The organism is Rhizobium sp. KNZ2-6A, assembly GCF_056755475.1.
In genome coordinates this window covers 58580-80662 of sequence record NZ_JBNDIC010000020.1, presented here as the reverse complement: position 1 = coordinate 80662, position 22083 = coordinate 58580, and the positions used below count along the sequence as shown (strand labels likewise).

The window sequence follows — 22083 nt, the reverse complement described above, 5'->3', positions numbered from 1 at the left end:
AGTAGCTGATCAGCGTGCCGCCGGGCTTGCCGCCCGGCGCACGCTTTCTTCACTCAAGGTCTGACCGTGGAACTTCGACAGCGACGCGACGACATCGTCGATCTCGTTCGCGAGCCGCTGCGCATCCCAGTGCAGGGTGGCTGCGGCGATCGCACCGATTTCGCGCAAGCCCTGGATCGTCAGCAACCCCTCGATCGCCATGGTCGTGCGGCGAAACACAATGTCGGACAGATGCACGACCATCTCCCGCCGCGCGATCCAATCGATCTCGAGCGCGCTATGACGTTGCGCGCCGCTGATGCGCTGGCCGTCGCTATAGGTTGAAGGATGAGCGAGGATTGCTGCGGCCGTCGTGCCGTATCGGCCGAGCAGCTCGTCCGCTCTGCTTGCCTCCACCCCGGTCTTTACCGCGACCGACCGGATCCAGCTTGCACGCTCATTGGAACTGATCGGGAAATTCCGGCCGCCGCCGATGGCGAGCTGTTCGGTGGATGTCTTGCGGCTGCGCTGGAGGCGCGCCAGCACGGTATCCGTCACTTCTTCGGCAAAGCCGCGGAACGTGGTCCATTTGCCGCCGACCAGCGAGATGATCGGAAAGGGGCGGCCGGCCTGTGGCTCGAAGACCGGTGCGGAGTGATCGCGGCTGATCAGGCCCGGCGAGGAGGCGTCCGAGGCGGGCAGGGGACGGATGCCGCTATAGCTATAGGTCACCTGGTCGCGGTCGAAGCGGAGGCTCGGAAGCAGCGACCGGACGCTATCGAGGAAATAGTCGATCTCGGGCTCCTCGCAGCGGACATTGTCAGGATCGTCGCAGGGGATGTCCGTCGATCCCACAAGTGCCTGGCCGAGATAGCCATAGACGAGGCAGATACGGCCGTCATCGGCTTCGAAATAGATCATATGGCCGTTCAGGCTGCGCACCAGCTCCGGATGATCGAGCAGGATATGCGATCCCTTGGTGCCGCCGATCAGGTGAGCCGGTGCGCCGAGAGCAGCATTGACGTGATCGATCCAGGGGCCGGCGGCGTTGACGACGAGCTTCGGCCTGACCGAGAAGGCATAGCCGTCCGAACGCTGGAAGGTCAGCAGGCCATCGGCGGCTGAAACAAGTCTTGTCGCATTTGCCGCCAGCGAGCCCTTGTTCGCTTCCATCCCGTCATTGACCAACTCATAAACCAGCCGTTCCGGCCTGCTGATCTTGGCGTCGTAGTAGATACCGCCCGCCACGATCTCAGTCGTCACATGCGGCATTTCCTTGAGCGCGCGGCCCTTCAGCAGAAACCTGTGGCGCGGCATGACGCGGCTGCGCGAGCCGAAGAAGTCGTAGAGCGCAAGCCCGATCTTGATGAGCACGGCGCCGCGGCTGCGCGGAGCGGTCGTCGAGCCTGTCAGAGTGCGAAGGGCGGCCCATATGCCGCGCGTCCAGGAGAAGATCGGCACGAAAGTCGGCAGTGCCTCGACGCAATGCGGCGCATTCTTCAATAAATGGTTCCGCTCGAGCGCTGACTGGGCCACCAGCCGGAACTCGCCGGTTTCGAGATATTTGAGGCCGCCATGGATCAGCCGCGAAGGCGCTGCACTCGTGCCCGAACCGAAATCTGATTTGTCGACGATCAGGCAATTGACGCCCTGGACCGAGAGATCGCGAAACAGACCGGCACCGTTGACGCCTGCGCCGAGAATGACGACATCGACATCTCCGTCTTGCAGTTGCGAGAAGCGTTGGTTCAGATCGGCGGCCATATCGGTCATAACATCATCGTCCTGCTGAGCTGCCGCGACAGAGCCTGTCCGCGCGGCGCATTTCGGTCTAGTCTTGGGAGTGTTGAACGGCGAGATTGCCGATCCGCGGCCAGAGCGGCGTCATTGCTTCGGCAATGTCGCGGAAGAGGTCGTAGCGGCTGCGATAGCCGGCGCTACGGGCGGAATCCGGATGATAGGTCCTGGCGATCTTCGCAACATCGCGCGGATCGCTCTGCGGGCTGGCGTAGACGCCGATACCGGCGCCGGCGCAAAGGGCGGCACCCCAGGCGGCGGCTTCATCGGTTTCGGTCACGGTAACCGGCATGCCGAATATATCGGCAAACATCTGCACGACGATCGGGTTGCGCGACACGCCGCCCGCCAATCTCGCCTGATTAAAGGAAAAACCGTCACTTAAGGCATCGACGTGAATTTTATGGTTGAAGGCGATGCCTTCGAGAACCGCCCGCAGCATGTCGCCGCGATCGTGCCAACCGCCAAGTCCGAAGAAGCTGGCACTGGCATCGGCGCCGTAGGGTGAGCCGAACAGATAGGGGTGGAACAGCGCACTCGATGGCCGCTTGAACGCCGCCTCGATCTCGGGACCGAGCAAGGCATGGATCGACTGGCCTGCTGCTTCAGCGCTTACAATTTCGCTGGCGCAGAGCTTGTCCAGGAACCACTCATAATTCGCAGATGATGCCGGCGAGATCGACATGTTGTTCCATTGGCCCGGCGCAATGGCGTTGCGGCAGAACCAGCGGCCGTCGACACGGGGCTCCGAGGAAAGCGTTTCGTTGATCGAATAGGTGCCGGCGATGACGGCAACGATGCCGTCGGCATAGCCGCCGGCGCCAAGGGCCGAAGCGGTGACGTCGTGCAGACCGGCAACAACAGGCGTGCCTTCGGCAAGGCTCGTCTGCCTCGCAACGGCTTCGGTCACGTATCCGACGATCTCGTCGGATCGCGAAGCAGGCGGCATGGCACCCGCCATCTCACTGAGACCGAAGAGCTTCAACGCGTCCGGCGAATAATCCTGGGTCGAAACATCGGTGAAGGATGTGCTGGCCTCGGTCCGGTCGGTGCCTTCAACGCCAGTCAGGCAGAAGCGCAGCCAGTCCTTGCAGCTGAGGATATGGCCGATTTGCGCGAAACGCTCCGGCTCATTGGCCTTGATCCAGGCAAGCAGCGCCGATGGTGCCGAGACGTGTGGCAACTGGCCTGTGAGCGCCAGGGCTTGATCGGCAAGCGGGCTTTTCAACCATTGTTCGACGATCGATCCGGCGCGGCTGTCGAGCGAGAGAATGGCGCGTCCGAGCGGCTTTTTTGCTTTATCGAGCAGATAGATACCGTCGCCATGGGCGGTGGTGGCAATCGCTTGAATGTCGCTGGCGGGACGCTTGCTGAGCCTGATCGCCTCGGCAATGGCATCGGCCGTGCGGGTCCAGAGCTCATCCATGTCGCGTTCGACATGGCGGGCTTTCGGCATGAACTGGGTTACGCGGCGGCGTGCGACGGCAAGCGGTGTACCGTCGACGTCGAAGATGACGGCCTTGGTGACGGTCAAGCCACTGTCAATTCCGAGCAGACTCGGCATTCTCGATACTCCTGATCGCGAACTATTCCTGGGCCGACCGCATGGGCCTGGCCGTCAGGACCGCTCCTTGTCGCCTTTGGCGACGACCACATTGATATTCTTGTTGCGCATGCGCTCCAGATGCGCGGCAGGCGTCTTGTCGTCGACGATCACGACATCGAATTCGCTTAAATGCGCGAAACTATGCAGTGCCCGCCGTTCGAATTTGGTGTGATCCATCATCAGGATGCGCTTGGCGGCGCTGTCGAACATCGCCCGCTTGATATCGACGATCTCGGGCGACTGATGGAAGACGACGTCGTCGATGATGGCCGACATCGAGATGAAGGCGACGTCGGCCCGCAAGCGATTGATTTCGTTGATCGTCATGCGGCCCATGAAGGCGTTGCACCAATTAAAGTATTGCCCGCCGAGCGCCAGAAGCGACACGTCATGCATGTCCTTCAGCGCATTCATCAGTGTCAGAGAATTGGTGATCGCCGTCAACGGCACCTTGGCGGGCAGCAGCGAAGCCATCTGCAGGACGGTAGTGGAATCGTCGAGAAAGACTGCCTGGCCGGGCTCGATGAACTGCATTGCGGCAGCCGCGATCATCTTCTTTTCGCTCGCCTGCCGGTTGGCGCGATAGACGTCGCTCGATTCGATCAGGCTGGTGGCGGCGGCAGAAACGATGCCGCGCGTCTTTCGAAACAGCCCACGGCTGACCAGCTCGTCGACATCGCGATGCGCCGTCATCAGGCTGATGCCGAAACGGTCGGTCAGATCCTCTATGCGCATGGAGCCTTCCGCCATGACGGCTTCGGCGATCATCTGGCGCCGGGCGATCTGGCGGGAATGCCGGCTGTCGCTCGGCAGTTCATCTTGCAGGAATGATACGGGGCTTGTCTTGTCTGTCACGTCGGCCTCTAGCGCTGAGCCTTGCGGATGTTCCCTTGCCGCAGCGGAATGCCATGCTATGGGAAAAGGCATAAAAAGCAATTCGCTGCTGGCAGTTCTGCAAGTTCTGCCTGATGTTCGGGCAGAGTGTCGCCGATGGCGGTCAAGGGATGGGAGCGCCGGCTTCCCGGCGCCCCCGATAGCATTATTCGGACAGAACGAAGGGTGCCGTGTACTTGTCGACATTGTCCTTGGTGATCAGGATGCAGTCGAAGAGCTGCTTTTCGCTTGTGGCACCGGTCTTGCCGGTTTTGATGAAGCTGTCGGCCTGCTTGACGGCTTCCGCCGAGAAGGTGGCGACCGGCTGCAGGACGGTGTACTGCAGTTCGCCGGCCTTGATGGCGGCAACAGCGTCCGGCGAGCCGTCGAAGCCACCGACCTTGACGTTGGCGAGCTTGCCGGCTTCCTTGAGAGCGGCAATCGCGCCGAGCGCCATTTCGTCATTGCCGGAGATCACGCCGGTGATGTCCGGGTGCGCCTGCAGGATCGACTGCATCTTGTTGTGGCCCTGGGTGCGGTCCCAGTTGGCGACTTCCTTGGCAACCTTCTTCAGATCGGGATACTGGGTCAGAACGGTTTCATAGCCGTTCGACCGGGTGGCGGCGTTGTTGTCCGAAGGCGCACCGAAGAGTTCGGCATAATTACCCTTGTCGCCAACGGCTTCGACCCACTGCTGAGCGCCGATAGCGGCACCCTGGGCGTTGTTGGAGACGAGCTGAGCCTTGGCGAGGCCTTCCTGGTTGATTTCAGCGTTGACCAGGAAAACCGGAATGCCGGCGGCAACTGCCTTCTTGACCGCGCCGACGGAACCGTCGGCATTGGCCGGATCGAGAATGATGGCGACCGACTTGTTGGTGATCGCCGTATCGATCAGGTTGCTCTCGGTGTTGGTATCGCCCTTATGGGCGCCAACCGTCGCCGTATAGCCGAGCTTTTCAGCGGTCGCCTTGGCGACATTGCCTTCCGTCAACCAGTAGGGGTTGGACGGATCGTTGACGATGACGGTGATCTGGCCGGCAGCCCAGGCAGCTCCCGTCAGAAGCGGCGCCACGGCAACCGCCGCCATGACGGTACGCAAAGCTTTCTTGAACATTAGTCTCTCTCCCTTTTGATGAGCTCAGTGGTGCCGGCGAGCCGGCGGTTCTTTCCCCGACCGGCATTCTTCACCGGTCGGTGACAAGTTTGTGTGGGGCGTCAGCTGGACTTGGTCCGACGTCCGTACTGGATGCTGTTCATGAGCACGGCGAGCACGATGACCGCGCCGGTAAAGACGGTCTGCCAGTAAGCCGACACGCCGATGATGACGAGGCCGTCGGACAGGAAGCCGATAACAAAGGCGCCGAGCATGGTGCCGCGCACCGTGCCGCGGCCGCCCGTCAAGGCGGCGCCGCCGATGACGACGGCGGCGATCGCCGTCAGCTCGTAGGTGGTGCCTGCGGTCGGGCCGGCCGATGTCAGCTGCGAGGAAAGCACCAGGCCGGCGATAGCGGCGCAGACGCCCGACAGCACATAGACGATGATCTTGACGCGCTTGACCGGAACGCCGGAAAGATCGGCCGCGCGCTCGTTGCCACCCGATGCATAGAGCCAACGGCCGAAGGCGGTGCGGCTGAGAACGAGACCGCAGATGATGGCAAGGACCGCAAGCACGATGACGCCGATCGGGATGCCGGCGAGACGGTTGAAGCCCAGCCAGTCGAAGCCGGTATTGCCAAGTTCGGGACGGCCGCCGAGATTGTTGTAGGTGAGGCCGTTGGTCATCAGCAATGCGATGCCGCGGGCGACATAGAGCACGCCGAGCGATGCGACGAAGGCCGGGACGCGCAGGTAAGCGATGAGCACGCCGTTGACGGCGCCGACAACGGCGCCAAGCGCGCAGGTCAGCACGACCACGGCCCAGACCGGCGGATAGAGAATGACGCCGAAGCTCGAAAGCGTGACGCCCTGCATCAGGAAGCCGGCAATACAGCCGGCAAGGCCGAGCGTCGAGCCGACCGAAAGGTCGATGCCGCCGTTGAGGATAACAAGCAGCATGCCGATGGCAAGGATGCCGAAGATTGCGACATGCGAGGCCATCGTCAGGAAATTGCTGAGCGAGAAGTAATAGGGCGACAGGAAGGAGAAGACCGCAATGATGACGATCAGCGCGAAGAAGGCGCGCCCTTCCAGGATCAGCCGCACGAGATTGAAGTTCCGCCGCTGTCCGTTCGAAATTGGTTTCTTTTCTGTGATGTTCGTGACTGACATAATCAGTGCTCCATGAATGCGGCTAGTGCGCGACCACTGCTTCGCCGGAGGCGGCCATGATCTTCTCTTTGGTAACGTCGGGTCCGAATTCGGCAGAAATCTTGCCGCGGTGCATGACGATGATGCGGTGGGCAATGCTCAGGCATTCGGCGACTTCCGACGTCGAATAGATTACTGCGAGACCTTCCTTGGCGCGTTCGGCAAGCAGCTTGAAGACTTCGGCCTTCGCGCCGATATCAATGCCGCGGCTCGGCTCGTCGAGGAGGATCACTCTCGGTTCGGTCGCCAGCATCTTGCCGATGACGACCTTCTGCTGATTGCCGCCGGACAGCGAGCCGATCGCGGCCTCGCCACCATCGGTCTTGATATGAACCTTGCGGATGGAATCGTTCACCAGCGACCGCTCGCGGCCGCCCGAGGTGAACAGGCCTTTGGTGAAGGCGCCGATACTGGCGAGCGACAGGTTCGAGCCGACGGTCATCGTCTGTACCAAGCCGTCGCGCTGCCGATCTTCCGGCACCAGCACCAGGCCTTGCGCGATGCGCCCGGCAATACTGAGGCCGCCGACGTCGGTATTGCCGAGCAGCACACGGCCGCCGCTCGACCGCAGGCGTCCCGCCACGCATTCGAGCAGCTCGGTGCGCCCGGCGCCCATCAGCCCGTAGATGCAGACGATCTCGCCGGCGCGGACCTTGAGCGACATGCGGTCCACGGCATTGTAGGCAGCTCCCGAGGGGCCTGGCACGGTGAGATTGTCGATCGTCAGTGCCACATCGCCTATTTTATGGCCGGTCGGCGGGCTGCCGAGGTCGAAATTGTCGCCGACCATGTTGCGCACGATCCATTCGAGATCGATGTCCTTGCGCTCGGCATAGGCCGTCATATTGCCGTCGCGCAGCACGACGGCGTGATGGGTGATCTGCAATGCCTCTTCCAGGTGATGCGAGATATAGACGATCGAGACGCCGCGGTTCGTCAGGTCGCGAATGACCTTGAAGAGGACTTCGACTTCGCTGGCGCTCAATGCCGAGGTCGGCTCATCCATGATCAGGATGCGGGAATTGACGGAAAGCGCACGCGCGATCTCGACGATCTGCTGCTGGCCGAGGCGCAGATCCTCGACAGGTGTGAGCGGATCGATATTTTCTTCCAGCTCCTCCATCAGGGCGCGGGTCTGGCGCTCTTCCTCGGCAAAATCGACCACGCCGCCCTTCATGATCTCGCGACCCATGAAGATGTTGTCGCGGACGCTGAGATTGGGTGCCAGGCTCAATTCCTGATGGATGATGGAGATGCCGCAGGCGCGCGCATGCGTCGATGAGGCAAAGCTGATCGGATGGCCATCGAGGATGATATCCCCCGAGGTCGGCTGGATGACACCGGACAGGATCTTCATCAGCGTCGACTTGCCGGCGCCGTTTTCGCCGAAGAGCGTGGTGACTTCGCCACGACGGATATCGAAATTCACGCCCTTCAGCGCATGGACGCTGCCATAGGATTTGGCGACGTTGCGGGCGGCGAGAACGACTTCGCCCGTGGTCACGCCATTGTGCTGGACCTGGCTCATTTCACATCGACCTTTACCGGGGTGACGAGCCAGTTCTTCGGATTGATCAGCTTGAAAACGCCAACGACGGTTGCCGTCTTGCCCGTCAGCTTCTCGGGATCCAGGCTGCCGAGGGTCGCCTTCTTCATCTCGTTGTTGATGGCGGAACCGGCGTCCTGATATTCGATCTGGTTGGTGAACTGGCCGAATTCGATCTTGCCTGTCGCGTCGCGAAGATCGGTACCGTTGATCGCCGGGCCTGTTTGTACCCGGATGGTGATACCATCAGGCAGGCCATCGACCTTGAATTCGTTGAGGTTGGCCTTGCGCTCGCCGAAAGTGCCGGTCAGCGAAACGGGGAGAACCGGTCCGGTGGTGGTGGCAACGCCGTATTTTGCGCCGGCGGCCTTCTTGTCGGCCAGAACGGCATCGACAAGCGTCACGGCATCGACGGCGCGCTTTTCGACATCGGCCTGCACCTTCGGGAATTCCTCGGCACCAAAGGCTTCGGGTTGGAAGCCCTGTTCGCGCACGTCGTGTGCGGAGCCGATCTTGACGACTTTGGTATCGGCCGCGATGGCGCCGATCACGATCACCACGGCGACGATGCCAGCCAAGATTTTGAACTTGGAGCCTGCCGGTTTGGCAGTTGCGTATTGAGTCTGCGTATTCATGTTCAAACGACCTTCGGCCTATCAGCCGGATTGCCTGATGGAGAGGGGAAGAAAGGTGCCGAGATCCGGTTAGCGGAAGCTCGGGCTTCGCGCCTGCAGGCGCGCCGTTCGGCTTACGCCGTCACCGGAATGGAAATTCAACATCAGGAGCCTCCTCAGCATGTGCGGGCGGCTGTCTCCTCCAGTCGCCCAATTCAGCGTCACAAACACCGCGTCTATGCGATAATTGTGATATAAGTATGTTAATAACTTCGTTTTATATGTTATAAATCCTCGGGCATGTCAACCGCGATTTAGCGCGTTCCGCCTATCGCTTATCCTCATGCGCGCCAATGTTTTCTTCTAAGATGACACGCAACTTCCGCTTGGCGTGCGTTATCCAAAGCTTTCGGCCCTGGCGCCTCTCAGAGTATAGTTGCTCAAAGAAATTTCTTTAAGTTACTGATTTACATGAAATATTACGGAGGCGTTCTGCAGCGCCTCGATTAAAACCTTGCTTCCGCCTGTCGATCGCTCGTTTGCGAATTTCCGCTCCGCCGCAGTTCTTGCCATGGATGGCTGAGGAATTGACAGCATCCATTTTATATGAAAAAAATTACAAGGCGAGAAAAATTTTACTGCACTAGTGATATCTTTGTGTTATAAGATGCGTGTTGTCCGATGGATCGCTGTCGCGTCGGATTCGATTATTCGGAGTATTGAATGTGCAAGTAGCCATTCACGGGCGCTCCCGTGAGCTTGGATGTGGCGGCGATGCGTGCGCGAGTTGGAAAAATTACACTCGTGGCCGTGGGGAGGAGTGAAGATGTTCGTGATGTATGCCAAAGCCCCCGTCGCAGGGCGCATGATGATGGAGCCTGCGTTCAATGTCTAAGGGTGACGGGATCATCATCGGCATCGATGCGGGTACCTCAGTTCTGAAGGCAGTTGCCTTCGAATTGTCCGGAAAGCAGATCGCTTCCGCATCGGCGCGCAATCGCTACGATACGGGCGAAGACGGCTCGGTCACGCAGTCGCTCGCCCAGACGTGGTCGGATTGCCTCAGCGCATTGCGTGGGCTTGGCGAGAAGGTCGAGAACCTTGCTGCCCGAACAGCAGCGATCGCGGTCACGGGGCAGGGCGACGGCACATGGCTTGTCGGTTCCGGCAATGCGCCGGTCGATGATGCCTGGCTCTGGCTCGACGCGCGCGCCGCACCGACCGTGACGCGGCTGAGTGCCATGGCTGGCAACCGCGCCCGTTTCGAGGCGACCGGCACGGGGCTGAATACCTGCCAGCAGGGCGCGCAGCTTGCTCATATGGATCGCTTCATGCCGGAGCTTCTCGATCGGGCCGAAACTGCCTTGCACTGTAAGGATTGGCTCTATCTCAACCTCACAGGGATACGGGCGACCGATCCGTCCGAGGCCAGTTTCACCTTCGGCAATTTCCGCAATCGCCAATATGATCCTGTTGTCATCGATGCGCTCGGCCTTGCCCGCCGGCGCTCGCTTCTGCCTGAGATCATCGACGGAACCGAGATTAGCCATCCCCTGACGGAGGCTGCCGCCAAGGCTGCCGGCCTGCTTGCCGGTACGCCGGTCTGCCTGGGCTATGTCGACATGGTCATGACGGCGCTCGGCGCCGGCGTGCGCACCGGCGGCCAGAACGCCGCCTGTTCGACGATCGGATCGACGGGCGTGCATATGCGCGCCAAGGCCGTACCCGACGTCCAGCTCAACGACGAGGGCACAGGTTATGTGATCGCCTTGCCGATTCCCGGTATCGTCACGCAGGTCCAGACCAATATGGGCGCGACCATCAATATCGACTGGATTCTTAAGGTCGCGGCGGATCTGATATCCATGGGTGGCAGTCAGGTCTTATCCTACTCGGATCTCATCCCGCGGATCGATGCCTGGTTTGCCGAGGCGCGTCCGTCGAACCTTCTCTATCATCCCTATATTTCGGAAGCCGGCGAGCGCGGTCCCTTTGTCAACGCGCATGCGCGGGCCGGCTTCACCGGGCTTTCGACACGGCACGGCTTTGCCGACATGCTGAGGGCCGTGGTCGAAGGGCTCGGCATGGCAACGCGGGACTGTTACGCGGCCACGGGCGACATGCCCTCAGAACTGCGCATCACCGGCGGTGCTGCCCGTTCGCAGGCGTTGCGCGGCTCTCTGTCCGCCGCAGTCAAAGCGCCGGTGCGCATTTCAGATCGGGAAGAGGCAGGTGCTGCCGGTGTGGCGATGATGGCAGCGGTCGCCATCGGCGCCTATCAGGACATGGATAGCTGCATCGCCGATTGGGTGACGCCGCTGCTCGGCACGGCGGAATTGCCGGACCCGGAAAACGTCGAGCGCTACGACCGCTTGTTTGATGCCTACAAGGACGTACGACAGGCTATTGCGCCTGCCTGGGACAAGCTGGCTGAGCGCTAGCCTAAATGCTGGCCGGCGAGCGAGCGCCGCCCTCGAAGATTGATTTGATGATGCCCCAAGGCATTTGAACGCGGGTATCCGAAGGAGCATGACATGATGGAACCGGAAATCTTTGATCTTTTCGTGATTGGCGGAGGCATCAATGGTGCTGGTATTGCCCGCGACGCAGCCGGGCGCGGTCTTTCGGTTATCATGTGCGAGAAGGGCGATCTTGCCGAGGGAACCTCTTCGCGCTCCGGCAAGCTGGTGCATGGTGGCCTGCGCTATCTTGAATATTACGAATTCCGTCTGGTGCGCGAAGCTTTGATCGAGCGCGAGGTGTTGCTGAACTCGGCAAGCCACATCATCTGGCCGATGCGCTTCGTGCTGCCGCACAGCCCGACGGATCGTCCGGCCTGGCTCGTCCGCCTCGGTCTGTTCCTCTATGATCATCTCGGTGGCCGCAAGAAGCTGCCGGGCACGCGCTCGCTCGACCTCCATCGCGACCCGGAAGGTGCTCCGATCCTCGATCAATATTCCAGAGGCTTTGAGTATTCCGACTGTTGGGTCGATGACGCCCGGCTCGTCGTTCTCAATGCTCTCGATGCCGCCGCCAAGGGTGCCAAAATCCTGACGCGCACGGCTTGTGTCAGCGCTCGTCGCGATCAGGGGAATTGGGTCGTCCAGACGCGCGACCAGCGCTCCGGCGAAGTGCGGACCGTTCGCGCCCGCGTGCTGGTGAATGCTGCCGGACCCTGGGTCAATGATATTATCGGCCGCGTCGTCGGCTCGAACAGCCAGCGCAGCGTCCGGCTCGTCAAGGGCAGCCACATCATCGTTCCGAAATTCTGGGCCGGTCAGCAGGCCTATCTCGTTCAGAACCACGACAAGCGCGTCATCTTCATCAACCCTTATGAAGGCGACAAGGCGCTGATCGGCACGACCGACATTCCCTATGAAGGTAAGCCGGAAGAGGTGAAGGCCGACGAGAAGGAAATCGATTACCTGATCTCGGCGGTCAATCGCTACTTCAAGGAGAAGCTGCGCCGGTCCGACGTGCTGGAAAGCTTCTCCGGAGTCCGACCGCTGTTCGATGACGGCAAGGGTAATCCGTCGGCCGTGACGCGTGACTATGTCTTCGATCTCGACGAGGCCGGTGGTGCGCCGCTGTTGAGCGTATTCGGCGGCAAGATCACGACATTCCGCAAGCTCTCGGAACACGCGATGCAGCGGCTTGCCAAATTCTTCCCCAAGATGGGCGGCGACTGGACGCGGGGCGCCACGCTTCCGGGCGGCGAGATTCCGAATGCCGATTATGTCGCCTTCGCCGACACACTGCGCGCGGCCTATCCCTGGATGCCGCGTGCGCTCGTCAATCACTATGGCCATCTCTATGGCGCCCGCACCGGGCAGATCGTCGGCCAAGCCTCGTCGCCGGCCGAGCTTGGCCGCCATTTCGGCGGCAATCTCTATGAGGCCGAAGTCCGCTATCTCGTCGCTTCCGAATGGGCCCAGGCGGCCGAAGACGTGTTGATGCGTCGCACCAAGGAGGGTCTGCACATGACGGCCGAGGAGAAGGCGGCTTTCTCTGCCTGGTTCGACGCCGAGCTGGCGCTCGCCGCCTGAAGAACAGATCTTGCCGGGAGAATACGCATGCCCTTGACGCTTTCACTCAACACCAACCCGTTGGTAAACCGCTTTGCCGAGCCGGCCGATCTGATTGAAACGGTGGCGCGTGATCTGCGTATCCGCGATCTGCAGCTCACCCACGAGTTCATCAATCCGAGCTGGCAGGCGCCGGTCATTCGCCGGCTGACGCAGGAGATGCAGGCGGCACTGAGGCGCACCGGCGTTCGCGTAACGTCGGGCATGACCGGTCCCTACGGCCGTCTCAATCATTTCGGCCATCCCGACAAGGACGTCCGCCGCTATTATATCGACTGGTTCAAGACCTTTGCCGATATCACCGCCGATCTTGGCGGCCAGTCGCTCGGCACGCAGTTTGCGATCTTCACCTACAAGGATTATGACGATCCGGCCCGGCGCGAGGAACTGATCCAGATCGCGATCGACTGCTGGGGCGAGGTGGCCGAGCATGCGCGTGCCGCCGGTCTTTCCTATCTATTCTGGGAGCCGATGAGTATCGGCCGCGAATTCGGCGAGACGATCGAGGCATGCCTGTCCCTGCAGGAAAGATTGACCAAGGCGCCCTTCGCCATTCCGATGTGGATGATGGCCGATATCGATCACGGCGATGTCACTTCGGCCAATCCCGATGACTACGATCCCTATGCCTGGGCGCGTGCCGTGCCGAAGGTGTCTCCGATCATCCATATCAAGCAGAGCCTGATGGATAAGGGTGGGCATCGCCCCTTCACGGCCGAATTCAATGCCAAGGGCCGCATCCAGCCGGAACCGCTCTTGAAGGCGTTTGCCGAAGGCGGCGCCAAGGACAACGAAATCTGCCTGGAACTCTCCTTCAAGGAGCGCGAACCCAACGATCGCCAGGTCATCTCGCAGATTGCCGAAAGCGTCGCCTTTTGGGCGCCTCATATCGACACGGGTGCTGGCGACTTGCATATCTAGCCGCTGGAGTGGCCGAGTCTCGATTCCATGTGAGCCTCACCCTTGCGACAGTGGGACGAGTCGGGCGTCATGGTCAGATAAAAGCAGGCGAGGGCCATGCGTAACGAAATGAAAGGGGACGGTCGATGACGGATGCGGACGATTCGCTCGCCGTGCGGGCGGCCTGGTTGCACTATGCCGGCGGACTGACGCAGTCCGAAGTGGCGAAGCGTCTCGGTGTTCCTTCGGTGAAGGCGCACCGTCTGATCGCGCGTGCGGTCGCCGAAGGCGTCGTCAAGGTGACGATTGATGGCGATATCGTCGAATGCGTCGAGCTCGAGACGCAGCTTTCGGCGCGCTTCGGCCTGCAATATTGCGAGGTTGCGCCCGATCTTGGCGAAGAGGGTTTCGAGTTTCGCGCGCTCGGGCAGGCGGGCGCCGGCTTTCTGCGGCGCGAGATCGAGAGCGGCAACAACAAGGTCATCGGCCTTGGCCATGGGCGTACGCTCTCTTCGGCGGTGCATCACATGGCGCGCGTCAGCGCCAAGGATCTGCGCTTCGTCTCGCTGCTCGGTGGTCTGACACGAAACTATGCGGCCAATCCCTATGACGTGATGCATCGCATCGCAGAGAAGACCGGCATGCAGTCGCATGTGATGCCGGTGCCTTTCTTCGCGAACACGCGGGAAGACCGCGATGTGCTGCTTGCCCAGCGCGGCGTCAAGGAAGTCTTCGACCTCGCAAACGGCGCCGATCTCAAGCTCGTCGGTCTCGGTACGGTCGATACCGATGCGCAGCTCGTTCTCTCGGGCATGGTCGAGCCGAAGGAGATCAAGGAGATCACCGCAGCCGGCGGCGTCGGCGAAATCCTTGGCCATTTCTTCGATGCCGATGGCAACATTCTGGAGACGACGCTGACGGCTCGCACGCTTTCCGCCTCCCTGCCGCGCACCGAGAGCGAACGTCTGGTGGCGCTTTCCGGCGGGTTGCCCAAGGTCGAAGCCATTCGCGCCGTGCTTAGGAGCCGCTGTCTTTATGGTCTGATTACGGATGAGAAAACGGCGAAAGCGCTGTTGACAGCCTAAGCCTGTTGCCATCCGTGGGAAACGCAAAATCATCTCAATGTAACAATGAAAATGTTGAATTGTGATATTTTGATGTTATATTCCTCTAGTTCCATGTAAGGCTTGTAGCCGGAGAGCAAGGTGAAGCGGGAAGAGCGTCAGCAATCGATCATCAATCTGCTTGTGGAGCATAAGACCGTCGATCTCGACGATCTGGCCGACCGCTTCACCGTGTCCAAGATGACGATCCATCGCGATCTCGACGATCTCGAGCAGGCCGGCGTGTTGCGCAAGGTTCGCGGAGGCGCGACCATCGATGCCGGGACACAGTTCGAAAGCGATTTCCGTTTCCGCGAGCGTCAGGGCCATGATGAAAAACTCGCCATGGCTCGCTCTGCGCTCGATCTGGTCGAGCCCGGCATGACGGTTATGATCAATGACGGCTCGATGGCCGCCGTTCTCGGCGAAATGCTGCTGCAGAAGCGGCCGCTGACGCTCATCACCAACAATGCCGCAATCATCGACCGCATGAAGAACGAAAGTGGCATCACGCTGATCGCGCTCGGGGGCGTCTATTCGGCCAAATTCAACGCCTTTCTCGGTGTCGTGACCGAGGAGGCGCTGTCGCGGCTGAGGGCCGATATCGCCTTCCTGTCGACACCGGCCGTTTCCGGCAGGCTCGCCTATCACATGGACGATAACGTCGTGCGCACGAAGCGGGCGATGATCGCATCGGCAACTAAGAGCTGCCTGCTCGTCAACCACAGTCGCATGGGGCACACGGCCCTGCATGTCATGGCCGACCTGACCGATTTCGATGCCGTGATTACCGATCACGCGCCCGACGACGCCATTCTCGAGCAATTTCGCCGGGACGGTGTCACCCTCACCATTGCCTCGAACCAGGATATGACATGACAGACAAGCCTCGCTGTTGGATCGGCACGAGCTGGAAAATGAACAAGACGCTGGCGGAAGCACGCGCCTTTGCCGAGGCTTTGCGTGCTGCCGATGCCCTGCGCGATGCCCGCATCCAGCGCTTCATCATCCCGCCGTTTACCGCGGTGCGCGAGGTCAAGTCGATCCTGTCGGAAAGCTCCGTCAAGATCGGGGCCCAGAACATGCATTGGGCCGACCAAGGCGCCTGGACAGGCGAGATTTCGCCGCTGATGCTGAAGGATTGCAATCTCGACATCGTCGAACTCGGCCATTCCGAGCGCCGCGAGCATTTCGGCGAGACCAACGAAACCGTGGGGTTGAAGACCGAGGCGGCAGTCCGTCACGGCCTGATTCCGCTCATCTGCATCGGCGAAACGCTGCAAGATCGTGAAAGCGGCCGCGCGACCGAGATCCTGAGCGAGCAGGTCGTCGGCGCGCTGTCGAAACTGTCCGTAGGCCAGAAGCACGCTGAGATCCTGCTGGCCTATGAGCCGGTCTGGGCGATCGGTGAAAAGGGGATTCCGGCCGAGCCTTCCTATGCCGATGCGCGCCAGGCCGAGATCATTGCGGTCGCGCAAAAGGTGCTCGGTCGAAAAATTCCATGCCTCTACGGCGGATCGGTCAATCCGCAAAACTGCGAAGAACTCATATCCTGCCCGAACGTAGACGGGCTCTTTATCGGCCGCTCCGCCTGGAACGTCGAAGGCTATCTCGACATCCTTACCAAGTGCGCCGCAAAACTCTGAGGAGACATATCATGAAGCTTGCTATTGCTGGAGACAGTGCCGGCGAAGGCCTGGCCAAGGTACTTGCCGAGCACCTGAAAGACTGTTTCGAGGTGAGCGAAGTGTCGCGCACCGAGGAAGGTGCTGATCCGTTCTACGCCAATCTCGCCGACCGCGTCGCCTCCGGCGTCATCGACGGCACCTACGACAAGGCGATCCTCGTCTGCGGCACCGGCATCGGCGTCTGCATCTCGGCCAACAAGGTGCCGGGCATCCGCGCGGCCCTGACCCATGACACCTATTCGGCGGAGCGCGCCGCGCTGTCGAACAACGCGCAGATCATCACCATGGGCGCTCGCGTCATCGGCACCGAACTTGCCAAGGCCATCGCCGACGCCTTCCTGGCGCAGACCTTCGACGAGAACGGCCGCTCGGCCGGCAACGTCAAGGCCATGAACGAGGTCGATGCGAAGTACAACGCGCGTTAAACCTGTCTCCCCAGACGCAAGACAAGCCCGGCTAGTCCTTTCGATCGGCCGGGTTTGTCCGTATTTACAGCGTTCCTCAGCGCTTCAGTTTGCGTCACCTGGAGTGCCCGGCGCATCGCTTTTGATATCGTCCGCGAATTTGCGCATAAGCCGCACCAGATCTTCGATATCCCGTTCGTCCCAATTGGCGAAAATAGATAGGCCGATTCTCTCACGCGCCGCGTCGACACGATCAGTCATTGCCTTTCCCTGCCCGGTAATGACAGCCTCGCGGATGCGGCGGTCGTGTGCGCTTTCCTGGCGATTTACCAATCCGAGGCCCTCCAGCTTGGCAACCTGCCGGCTGACGGTGGTGTAGTCACGCCCGACGCGGTCGGCCAGTTCGACAACGCCGATAGGCCCGAGCCTCTCCACCAGAACAAGCAGCGGGAATAGCGCTCGGTCGAGCGAGATGCCCGCCTCCCGAACCATCGCTTCGTCGCGCTGAGGTCGGTTCATGACGCCGACGATTTCGAGCAAAGCGCCATGCAGCTCACGCAGTTGAGTACTGATATGTGTATTTTGCACCTTTTTCATTGACACCTAGCCATGCCTCTCGTAATATGTGCATATTGCACATATGGAGAATGAAATGACAGAGAAATTTGCAGCCGATGTGCTGATTTGCGGCGCGGGCGCAGCCGGTCTGGCGCTGGCGATCGACCTGGCGCGAAGAGGCATTTCCTTCCGCCTGATCGAGAAGATGGATGGTCCGTTCCGCGGCTCACGCGGCAAGGGCATTCAACCGCGAACACAGGAAATATTCGAAGATCTCGGTATCCTCGACCGGCTCGTCGCGACCGGCGGGCTGTATCCGCCCGAACGGCGACATCGCGATGACGGCAGTCATGTCGATGCCGATGTGCCGGCGCATGAGCCTCCGACCGCGGCCGAGCCTTACCATCTCCCGCTGATGGTACCGCAATTTCTGACCGAAGGCCTGATGCGCGGACGCCTGGAGGAATTGGGGCATCGGCCCGAATTCGGCCGGGAACTGGTCGGCTTCGAGCAGGACGCGGACGGTGTGACGGCACGTCTTGCGGGCAGCGCCGCCGACGAGACCTTGCGCGTGCGCTGGCTCGTCGGCGCCGATGGTGGCCGCAGCTTCGTGCGCCATGTGCTTGGCATCGATTTCCCGGGCAAGACCCTGGGCGTCCGCGCTGTCGTCGCTGATGTCATGCTGACGGGCCTCACACGCGATGCCTGGCATCGCTTCAACGAGGGAAACATGGCTCGGCAGATATCGTTCTGCCCGCTTGCAGGGACCGAAATGTTCCAGATTCAGGGGCCGATCCCTCTCGAAGGCGATATCGATCTTTCCGCCGAAGGGCTGGCGGCCATCGTGGCGGAGCGCACCAATCGCGACGATATTCATATCCAATCCGTATCCTGGGCATCGGCATACGGCATGAATGCGCGATTGGCCGATCGCTACCGCCTCGGCCGCGTATTCCTCGCCGGCGATGCCGCTCACATTCATCCGCCGACCGGCGGTCAAGGCCTCAATACCAGCGTGCAGGATGCCTATAATCTAGGCTGGAAGCTGGCTGCAGTCGCCAATGGCGCGCCCGAGATGTTGCTTGACACCTATGAAGAGGAACGCAGGCCAGTCGCAGCAGCAATGCTCGGCCTGGCAACAAAACTTCTCGATGCCCTAAAGCGTGGCGACATGCGTCGCGGGCGCGAGGTCCATCAACTCGATATCGGTTATCCCGAATCCTCGCTGGCGCTTGAGCAGCCGAGGCGGGACGGCGGTCTCCTTGCCGGCGATCGTGCGCCGGACGCCCCGCTTCGCGGTGCAGCCGGCCAAGCCACACGGCTGTTCGATTTGTTCCGAGGGACGCACTGGACGCTGCTTGGCTATGAGGTCGAGCGAGGGTCCGTGCGTCCGCGTCGGGACATGCATATTCATATGTTCGGTCCGAAGGGCGATATGCACGATGACGCAGGTCACTTCCGTGACGCCTACGCCCTTACCGTCGGCGATTGGATACTGGTACGTCCCGACGGCTACATCGGTGCCATCGTGACGAGCGGCGATGTGGCGATCCTGGAGACCTATCTCGCGCAAGTGGGGCTCGGCTTGGTCGACACCGGTTGCAGCTAGCGTGCTTCTATCTGCCCCGGCTTAACGGCCTGCCAGCCAGCGTTTGAATTCGACATTCGTGTCGGTCTGGATCGCACCGACGCCGGCCGTAACAAGGGTTCCCCAAACGCTTTCCGGATCCTTGAGCGCATGGCTGTCGTTGAAATTAAGATTGTGGGAGACGTCGAGCGTGTTGATCCAAAGCCTGATATTCTGGCGTTCCAGCTCTTCGCGGCCGGCGGCAAGATCGGCGACGTCGGTAAACTTGACTTCGATTATCGCCGCGCGCAGCGGCTCGATCAGCCGCAGGTCGTCGGCGAACTTGCCTGGTCTTGCGGGAAACATCGGCATATGCGGGATAGAGCCGAACCAGTCGGCATCGAGGACCGAGAACCTGGGGCTTTCCGGGTCGATATCGGATTTGATGATGACGTGGTCTTCGGCGCCAAGGCGTCGAACGGCGGCAATGACCAGCGGCAATTCATGCGGAAACTTTGTGTCGATATTGACGAAGACGCGCCCGCGCGCCTCTTCAAGCGCTTCTTCGAGCGTCGGCACACGCTCATCGGTCAGGAGAGCGGTTTCTCCACCGGCGCCGGCGCGCAGCCGCGTGTCGCGGACCGTTGCGAAACTGCTGGCGCCAACGATGCCCTTGCCTGAGGTGGTGCGGTCCAGCGTCTTGTCGTGAATGACGACGAGATGCCCGTCGGCCGTTGCCTGCGTGTCGATCTCGACGAATTCGACGCCGAGTTCGGCAGCCGCGCGGATTGATGCCAGCGAATTTTCCGGGGCTGCCGACCATAGGCCGCGATGGGCGATCGTCAAAATGTCCGGATTGGCGCGGGACAGGAGATCGTAGATATCGGCAAGGCGAGGCGAAACGGCGGTCTGGCTATGCATGGGAATGGCTTTCGTGATCGTTCTGACGGGATGCGCCGCTCGATGTCCGTCGCAGAATGCAGACGCCATTGGCTGCGCGCCGACGCAATACCATCGGCATCCGTCGCTGATGGCTATTAATACACATAAAGTGTAATATTTGTGACAGGCCGCCTTGAATATGTCGCATGGGCTGGATTTCGGGCGCGAATATAAGAGGTGAAGGCGGAGGCAAAGGGGCGGAACGCAGTCATGGCAGCATTTGAGAAATCCCCGCTGGCAAGCGCAAACGAACGTCTCATCCTTGATATCGTGCGTCGACATGAGCCGATCCCCCGTTCGACCATAACCACCCATACCAACCTGACACAGCAATCGGTGCACCGCCTAGTCGAAGGCTTGATGGCGCGGGGTCTGCTCCGCGCCGGTGCGCCCCTCAAGGGCACGCGCGGCCAGCCGAGCCCGACAATCGAACTGGCAAGGCAAGCCGCTTACTCGGTCGGCATTTCGGTCAATACCGATGCTATAACCCTGTCGATTGCCGATTTCCGTTGCGATATCACCGGTCAGGAGACACTGAGGGGAGTGCCGGGTGACCGCAAGGCAATGCTGGCTGTCCTCGCGCGAAGACTGGATTTTCTTTTGAAGGAACAAGCGCTATCGCGGGATAGCCTTGTCGGACTGGGCTTTGCCATGTCCGGGTTTTTCGTCGGTGATAATCGGCATTTCAATGCGCCCGAGCCCTTGCGGGACTGGTCCCTGATCGATCTGCAGCCGGAGCTCGAGGATGCGTTCGGATTGCCGGTGTGGCTGGAAAACAATGCGACCACCGGCGCCATCGGCGAAAGCCTGCGTGGCGTCGGGCGCTGGTGCCAGACCTTCGCATATCTGTCCTTCAACTACGGATTTGGCGGCGGTCTTGTCCTGGAGGGCAAGCCTTATCTCGGTTTCCACGGCAATGCGGGAGAATTCAGCGTCATCTATAATCCGGACGAATCGCCACGACGACCGGCCCTGCAATATCTTATCCGCATATTGCGCGAGAACGGTATCGAGATAAGCTCTATCGAGGAGCTGAAGCAAGATTTCAATTCCTCCTGGCCGGGCGTCGAGAACTGGCTCTCCGAAACCATGCCGATGCTTGACCGGTTGATCGCCACGCTGACCGGCGTGATCGATCCGCAGGCGATCGTCTTCGGCGGCCAGCTGCCGCCAATGCTCGGGCAGATGATGATCGATCGCGTGAATGCGCCCTCGCAGCGCCCGCATCGTTACGGTACCGCACCGCTCGGGCCGCGGCTAGTCCTCAGCGAGACAAAAGGCGATGCCAGCGCGATCGGTGCGGCGCTGCTGCCGTTGAAGTTCCGCTATTTCCTGTGATGTCCGATGAACTGTAACGTCGTCGTGGAGCAGGGGATTTCAGTTCCGCATCATCAATGCTTCAGCGCTTTGTCAGTCGCCATTGCTAAAGCACGGCCTCCTTTTTCCGGACGACCGCATTGGCGCGCAAGACTGCGATCATCATTGGCAATGGCAAGCTCGAGCGCGATCTCTCAGGGATCGTGGACGACGCGCAATTCGTCATGCGCTTCAATGAACCGAACCTCGCCGGGGGCATGAGCGGCGAGCGCACCGACATGATCATGTTGGCCGCGTCGAGCAAGGTTTTGTATCGGCGGCTGATCGATACCGGCTTCCTGGACAATGCGGCACTGAAGACAGCGAAGGTACTGATGCTCGCCTATCATCCGAACATCATCCGCAAATATCATCCGCGCCCCAACATCTTTCAGCGCCTGCGGGGCCGGAGGGCCGACTGGACGATGCAGGCGATCGAACGGATGGGCAGGGCCGGCAAGGAGATCCGTATCATGCCGCCGCAGACCTATATCGCCGGCTGCAGCGAGCTTAGCATTGCCGGGCATCGGATGCGGGAGGTCTTTCCGAGCACCGGCTTCCTCGGCATCGGCTATACGCTCGCGAACTTTCCGGTATCCGAGTGGGACGTCAAACTATGCGGCTTCAGCTGGGAAGGATGGAAGCGACACGATTGGCAGAACGAGCGGCTCTGGGTCGAAAACAAGATCGCCAACGGCCGCATTACCTTGCTCGTGTGATCTATCCGATGCGATCGGCTTTGAGAGCTTCGCAGACCT

General features: G+C 60.8%; 19 protein-coding genes. 10 read left to right on the top strand and 9 right to left on the bottom strand.

The features are described 5' to 3' along the window. Positions 1 to 9: 9 nt before the first annotated feature. From ACPYOP_RS15870 to ACPYOP_RS15840, 7 genes are all read right to left on the bottom strand, one after another. The gene (locus ACPYOP_RS15870; protein ID WP_481411320.1) at positions 10 to 1752 is read right to left on the bottom strand and encodes a glycerol-3-phosphate dehydrogenase/oxidase; all 1743 of its coding nucleotides are present in this window, start codon (positions 1750 to 1752) and stop codon (positions 10 to 12) included. A gap of 58 nt (positions 1753 to 1810) precedes the next feature. Then, positions 1811 to 3340, bottom strand: coding sequence for an FGGY-family carbohydrate kinase (locus ACPYOP_RS15865; protein ID WP_481411319.1), 1530 nt, complete (start codon positions 3338 to 3340; stop codon positions 1811 to 1813). A gap of 54 nt (positions 3341 to 3394) precedes the next feature. Continuing rightward, on the bottom strand, positions 3395 to 4237 hold the full coding sequence (locus tag ACPYOP_RS15860) for a DeoR/GlpR family DNA-binding transcription regulator (protein WP_481411318.1): 843 nt from the start codon (positions 4235 to 4237) through the stop codon (positions 3395 to 3397). A 184-nt stretch (positions 4238 to 4421) separates the two neighbouring features. Then, positions 4422 to 5369: a substrate-binding domain-containing protein gene (locus ACPYOP_RS15855; protein WP_481411317.1), complete on the bottom strand. Its 948-nt coding sequence runs from the start codon at positions 5367 to 5369 to the stop codon at positions 4422 to 4424. A gap of 101 nt (positions 5370 to 5470) precedes the next feature. Then, on the bottom strand, positions 5471 to 6523 hold the full coding sequence (locus ACPYOP_RS15850) for an ABC transporter permease (RefSeq protein ID WP_481411316.1): 1053 nt from the start codon (positions 6521 to 6523) through the stop codon (positions 5471 to 5473). Positions 6524 to 6545: 22 nt separating this feature from the next. Further along, positions 6546 to 8090 carry a sugar ABC transporter ATP-binding protein gene (locus tag ACPYOP_RS15845; protein ID WP_481411315.1) on the bottom strand — a complete coding sequence of 515 codons (1545 nt, stop codon included), beginning with the start codon at positions 8088 to 8090 and terminating at the stop codon, positions 6546 to 6548. After that, a complete protein-coding gene (locus ACPYOP_RS15840) occupies positions 8087 to 8743 on the bottom strand; it encodes a DUF2291 domain-containing protein (RefSeq protein WP_481411314.1) in 657 nt (218 codons plus the stop codon). The genes ACPYOP_RS15845 and ACPYOP_RS15840 overlap by 4 nt, the downstream gene beginning before the upstream one ends. 866 nt (positions 8744 to 9609) lie before the next feature. Here ACPYOP_RS15840 and ACPYOP_RS15835 point away from each other — a divergent pair. The 7 genes from ACPYOP_RS15835 to derI all read left to right on the top strand — a co-directional run bounded on the left by ACPYOP_RS15835 (position 9610) and on the right by derI (position 16923). Next, complete coding sequence (locus tag ACPYOP_RS15835) at positions 9610 to 11163, top strand: FGGY family carbohydrate kinase (RefSeq protein ID WP_481411313.1); 1554 nt, start codon at positions 9610 to 9612, stop codon at positions 11161 to 11163. A gap of 93 nt (positions 11164 to 11256) precedes the next feature. Then, positions 11257 to 12768 carry a glycerol-3-phosphate dehydrogenase gene (locus tag ACPYOP_RS15830; RefSeq protein WP_481411312.1) on the top strand — a complete coding sequence of 504 codons (1512 nt, stop codon included), beginning with the start codon at positions 11257 to 11259 and terminating at the stop codon, positions 12766 to 12768. 27 nt (positions 12769 to 12795) lie between these two features. Then, positions 12796 to 13728: a sugar phosphate isomerase/epimerase family protein gene (locus tag ACPYOP_RS15825; RefSeq protein WP_481411311.1), complete on the top strand. Its 933-nt coding sequence runs from the start codon at positions 12796 to 12798 to the stop codon at positions 13726 to 13728. Between the two features lie 125 nt (positions 13729 to 13853). After that, the gene (locus ACPYOP_RS15820) at positions 13854 to 14792 is read left to right on the top strand and encodes a sugar-binding transcriptional regulator (RefSeq protein ID WP_481411310.1); all 939 of its coding nucleotides are present in this window, start codon (positions 13854 to 13856) and stop codon (positions 14790 to 14792) included. Between the two features lie 120 nt (positions 14793 to 14912). Next, positions 14913 to 15689 carry a DeoR/GlpR family DNA-binding transcription regulator gene (locus ACPYOP_RS15815; RefSeq protein WP_481411309.1) on the top strand — a complete coding sequence of 259 codons (777 nt, stop codon included), beginning with the start codon at positions 14913 to 14915 and terminating at the stop codon, positions 15687 to 15689. Further along, complete coding sequence (locus ACPYOP_RS15810) at positions 15686 to 16456, top strand: triose-phosphate isomerase (RefSeq protein WP_481411308.1); 771 nt, start codon at positions 15686 to 15688, stop codon at positions 16454 to 16456. The genes ACPYOP_RS15815 and ACPYOP_RS15810 overlap by 4 nt, the downstream gene beginning before the upstream one ends. Before the next feature lie 11 nt (positions 16457 to 16467). Continuing rightward, positions 16468 to 16923, top strand: a complete 456-nt coding sequence (gene derI, locus ACPYOP_RS15805) for a D-erythrulose-4-phosphate isomerase (RefSeq protein ID WP_481411307.1) — start codon at positions 16468 to 16470, stop codon at positions 16921 to 16923. 84 nt (positions 16924 to 17007) lie between these two features. On the opposite strand, the gene ACPYOP_RS15800 is transcribed toward derI, so the two are convergent. After that, positions 17008 to 17499 carry a MarR family winged helix-turn-helix transcriptional regulator gene (locus ACPYOP_RS15800; RefSeq protein ID WP_481411306.1) on the bottom strand — a complete coding sequence of 164 codons (492 nt, stop codon included), beginning with the start codon at positions 17497 to 17499 and terminating at the stop codon, positions 17008 to 17010. 55 nt (positions 17500 to 17554) lie between these two features. Here ACPYOP_RS15800 and ACPYOP_RS15795 point away from each other — a divergent pair, with 55 nt between their 5' ends. After that, positions 17555 to 19069, top strand: coding sequence for an FAD-dependent oxidoreductase (locus ACPYOP_RS15795; protein WP_481411305.1), 1515 nt, complete (start codon positions 17555 to 17557; stop codon positions 19067 to 19069). Positions 19070 to 19090: 21 nt separating this feature from the next. On the opposite strand, the gene ACPYOP_RS15790 is transcribed toward ACPYOP_RS15795, so the two are convergent. Continuing rightward, the gene (locus ACPYOP_RS15790; RefSeq protein ID WP_481411304.1) at positions 19091 to 19948 is read right to left on the bottom strand and encodes a glycerophosphodiester phosphodiesterase family protein; all 858 of its coding nucleotides are present in this window, start codon (positions 19946 to 19948) and stop codon (positions 19091 to 19093) included. A 231-nt stretch (positions 19949 to 20179) separates the two neighbouring features. Between ACPYOP_RS15790 and ACPYOP_RS15785 the strand changes: the two genes are divergently transcribed. Together ACPYOP_RS15785 and ACPYOP_RS15780 are read left to right on the top strand one after the other, a co-directional pair. Then, positions 20180 to 21307 (top strand): ROK family transcriptional regulator, encoded by a 1128-nt coding sequence (locus tag ACPYOP_RS15785; RefSeq protein ID WP_481411303.1) that lies wholly within the window; start codon positions 20180 to 20182, stop codon positions 21305 to 21307. Positions 21308 to 21426: 119 nt separating this feature from the next. Beyond that, positions 21427 to 22044 carry a hypothetical protein gene (locus ACPYOP_RS15780; RefSeq protein ID WP_481411302.1) on the top strand — a complete coding sequence of 206 codons (618 nt, stop codon included), beginning with the start codon at positions 21427 to 21429 and terminating at the stop codon, positions 22042 to 22044. The last annotated feature ends 39 nt before the right edge of the window (positions 22045 to 22083 follow it).

Coding starts and splice junctions, on each gene's coding strand:
- ACPYOP_RS15870 (WP_481411320.1), bottom strand. CDS start 1,752: ATGACCGATATGGCCGCCGATCTGAACCAACGCTTCTCGCAACTGCAA.
- ACPYOP_RS15865 (WP_481411319.1), bottom strand. CDS start 3,340: ATGCCGAGTCTGCTCGGAATTGACAGTGGCTTGACCGTCACCAAGGCC.
- ACPYOP_RS15855 (WP_481411317.1), bottom strand. CDS start 5,369: ATGTTCAAGAAAGCTTTGCGTACCGTCATGGCGGCGGTTGCCGTGGCG.
- ACPYOP_RS15850 (WP_481411316.1), bottom strand. CDS start 6,523: ATGTCAGTCACGAACATCACAGAAAAGAAACCAATTTCGAACGGACAG.
- ACPYOP_RS15845 (WP_481411315.1), bottom strand. CDS start 8,090: ATGAGCCAGGTCCAGCACAATGGCGTGACCACGGGCGAAGTCGTTCTC.
- ACPYOP_RS15840 (WP_481411314.1), bottom strand. CDS start 8,743: ATGAATACGCAGACTCAATACGCAACTGCCAAACCGGCAGGCTCCAAG.
- ACPYOP_RS15835 (WP_481411313.1), top strand. CDS start 9,610: ATGTCTAAGGGTGACGGGATCATCATCGGCATCGATGCGGGTACCTCA.
- ACPYOP_RS15830 (WP_481411312.1), top strand. CDS start 11,257: ATGATGGAACCGGAAATCTTTGATCTTTTCGTGATTGGCGGAGGCATC.
- ACPYOP_RS15825 (WP_481411311.1), top strand. CDS start 12,796: ATGCCCTTGACGCTTTCACTCAACACCAACCCGTTGGTAAACCGCTTT.
- ACPYOP_RS15820 (WP_481411310.1), top strand. CDS start 13,854: ATGACGGATGCGGACGATTCGCTCGCCGTGCGGGCGGCCTGGTTGCAC.
- ACPYOP_RS15810 (WP_481411308.1), top strand. CDS start 15,686: ATGACAGACAAGCCTCGCTGTTGGATCGGCACGAGCTGGAAAATGAAC.
- derI (WP_481411307.1), top strand. CDS start 16,468: ATGAAGCTTGCTATTGCTGGAGACAGTGCCGGCGAAGGCCTGGCCAAG.
- ACPYOP_RS15800 (WP_481411306.1), bottom strand. CDS start 17,499: ATGAAAAAGGTGCAAAATACACATATCAGTACTCAACTGCGTGAGCTG.
- ACPYOP_RS15795 (WP_481411305.1), top strand. CDS start 17,555: ATGACAGAGAAATTTGCAGCCGATGTGCTGATTTGCGGCGCGGGCGCA.
- ACPYOP_RS15790 (WP_481411304.1), bottom strand. CDS start 19,948: ATGCATAGCCAGACCGCCGTTTCGCCTCGCCTTGCCGATATCTACGAT.
- ACPYOP_RS15785 (WP_481411303.1), top strand. CDS start 20,180: ATGGCAGCATTTGAGAAATCCCCGCTGGCAAGCGCAAACGAACGTCTC.